This window comes from Intestinibacter sp. (genome assembly GCF_051866655.1).
GTDB lineage: Bacteria > Bacillota > Clostridia > Peptostreptococcales > Peptostreptococcaceae > Intestinibacter.
On the sequence record NZ_JBJDXL010000464.1, the window covers coordinates 1 to 2,609 of the forward strand.

At 30.9% G+C, this 2,609-nt stretch carries 4 protein-coding genes; all 4 read right to left on the bottom strand.

The features are described 5' to 3' along the window. Nucleotides 1-562, bottom strand: a 562-nt coding sequence (locus ACI3VO_RS13890; RefSeq protein WP_439758490.1) for a polyprenyl synthetase family protein, incomplete at its 3' end; no start/stop codon positions are given. Nucleotides 563-564: 2 nt separating this feature from the next. Beyond that, nucleotides 565-780, bottom strand: coding sequence for an exodeoxyribonuclease VII small subunit (gene xseB, locus ACI3VO_RS13895; protein WP_290690357.1), 216 nt, complete (start codon nucleotides 778-780; stop codon nucleotides 565-567). A gap of 2 nt (nucleotides 781-782) precedes the next feature. Then, nucleotides 783-1,988, bottom strand: a complete 1,206-nt coding sequence (xseA, locus tag ACI3VO_RS13900; RefSeq protein ID WP_439758491.1) for an exodeoxyribonuclease VII large subunit — start codon at nucleotides 1,986-1,988, stop codon at nucleotides 783-785. Nucleotides 1,989-1,990: 2 nt separating this feature from the next. Continuing rightward, nucleotides 1,991-2,609 (bottom strand): Kae1-like domain-containing protein (locus ACI3VO_RS13905; RefSeq protein WP_439758492.1); only part of this gene is annotated, 619 nt, incomplete at its 5' end.

Genomic DNA, 2,609 nt, shown 5'->3' on the forward strand with positions numbered 1-2,609 from the left:
CGACAATCATGGCTGCAGTCTTATTCATATGTATAAAATCTAGCTTTTCCTTTTCGATAGATTTATTTTCACTCTCAACGTCTACGACTTGTCCACCTATCATACCGTAAATTCCGGCTCCTCTTGCAATTTCATAAATCGCCTTTAATTTTAAATTTGGATTTTCTGTGTCTATAGATTCCTTTAGCATTATTTCAAATGCATAATTTAAAAGCGCATCTCCTGCTAAGGTAGCCATAGCATCTCCAAATACTTTATGATTAGTAGGCTTTCCTCTTCTCAAGTCATCGTTATCTAAAGCTGGCAAATCGTCGTGTATTAAAGAATACGTATGTATCATCTCTATAGCAACTGAAAATGGTATTGCATTTTCTTGATCTCCACCTACAATTTTTGCAGCTTCTAATGTAAGTATAGGTCTAAGTCTCTTTCCACCGGCACTTAAGCTATAATTCATAGCCTTAAAAATAGTTTCTTGATAGCCTTCTTCCTTTGGCATATATTTATTTAATAGTCCTTCAACATATGCTGATTTTGTTTTTAATTCTTCTTTAAATGCCATAGTTATTCCTCCTTCAAGTCGAAATCTTCTAGTTCTTGAGCTTCGTTAAATTTGCTTATTTTAAGCTTTGCTCCTTCAAGCAATTTATTACATCTTGCATATAATTTTATTCCTTCTTCATAAAGCTTTAAGGATTCATCTAATGATGTGGTATTTGTTTCAAGTTTATTTAAAATTTCTTCTAATTTTGAGTAAGCTTGCTCATATGTAAGTTCCATCTTCACACCTCTTTTTTATTTATTTTATCGACAGTACAATCTAAGCTTCCATCGGATAAAATTACTTCTATTTTGTCTTTTTCTGATACATTTGAGATGCTGTTTACAACTACATCCTCTTTATTAATTATACTATATCCTCTGTCTAATGTTTTAAGCGGACTTAAATTATGGAGTAATGAACCTAAATTTTTCAAATTCATCTCTTCTTTATTTATTTTATTTTCGATATTTAAGTTTATTTTTTCGATTATTTTGTCTAGTTCATATATTTTATTGTTAATAATATAATCATTTAATATAGTATTAATTCGCGTAAATGTATATTTTAATTTTTGTTCGTCGTATTCAACTGCATTGTTTAATGATTTATTCATTCTACCTCTTATGCTATCGAGCTTAAAATACAACTCCTCGATATCTGGTGTGGCTATTTCAGCTGCAGCAGACGGCGTAGGTGCCCTCATATCTGCTACAAAATCGCAAATTGTAAAATCCGTCTCATGACCTACAGCAGATATAATAGGTATTTTTGATTCAAAAACACATCTAGCTACTTCCTCTTCATTAAAAGACCACAAGTCCTCTATAGATCCACCACCTCGCCCTACAATTATAGTGTCGACTGGATGTTTTTCGTTAAAAAAATTTATCCCCTGACATATTTGCTCCTTTGAATCCTGCCCCTGCACTTTGACAGGATATAATTTTATATGCACCTTTGGATATCTTCTCTTAGTTACATTTATGATATCTCTGATGACAGCACCAGTTGGCGATGTCACTACTCCAATCGATGTAGGTATCTTAGGTATTGGCTTTTTGTATTTGTAGTCAAATAAGCCTTCTTTTTGTAATTTTTCCTTTAGCTTGTTGAATTCAATATATAGATTTCCTATTCCCGATACCTCTATATTTTTTATATAAAACTGATACGAACCATCTCTTTCATATACAGAAATATATCCACTCGCTATTACCTTTGTTCCATTCTCTAAATTCAAGCTCCTGTCGTAATCACTTTTAAATACGACACAATTTATTTTTGAATTTTGATCTTTTAATGATAAGTAAACATTTCCACTGCTATGTAATTTAAAATTAGAAATCTCTCCTTTAATTTTCAAATTGTAGAGTATTGGATCATTTATCAAAATTCGCTTTATATATGAATTTGCTTCACTTACATCTAAAGCTCTTATCTTCATATCTACTCTCCTAAGTTTAGATTTTTAACTCCTATTAAGGCGCAACCTACTGCATTGTCTGTAGCAAAATTTCCATCTGTAAAATAGGCTTTTATTTTGTATTTTCTCAATTTTTGAGTTAAATTTTTAGAGATATATTTACTTGCAGATACACCTCCTGCGAATACAACCTCGTAAGTATCGTATTTTTCACATAGATAAGTAAGGGATTTAAACATACATCTGACAATAGTATCCATAAGTAATTTTGATAGATAGTTTTTATCTATATCCTCTTCACTATCTATTATTCTATTTAATTGATTTTCTATTCCAGATAAATTCATATATCCTTCTTTTACACTGGTTTTTAATCCTTCCTTTATCTTTGTGTCAAATTCAAGAGCGTTTTTATCTATGTATTTGCCACAAGGAAAATCATATGATAATTTAACTCCCAATCTATCTATCAGCTGTCCAAAGCTTACATCCTTTGTACCACCTATGATTTTTAAATCGTATCCGAACTGATTTTTACTCGTTAATACTATTTCTAAGGTTCCGCCTGACATATGAACTGCAATAAATTTATTTTCATTTAATAAGCTTTTACCTAATAAGCTCGCCTCAATATGATTTTCT

Bases quoted from the DNA above. Each gene is read 5' to 3' on its own strand.
- xseB (WP_290690357.1), bottom strand. From the start codon at position 780: ATGGAACTTACATATGAGCAAGCTTACTCAAAATTAGAAGAAATTTTA.
- xseA (WP_439758491.1), bottom strand. From the start codon at position 1,988: ATGAAGATAAGAGCTTTAGATGTAAGTGAAGCAAATTCATATATAAAG.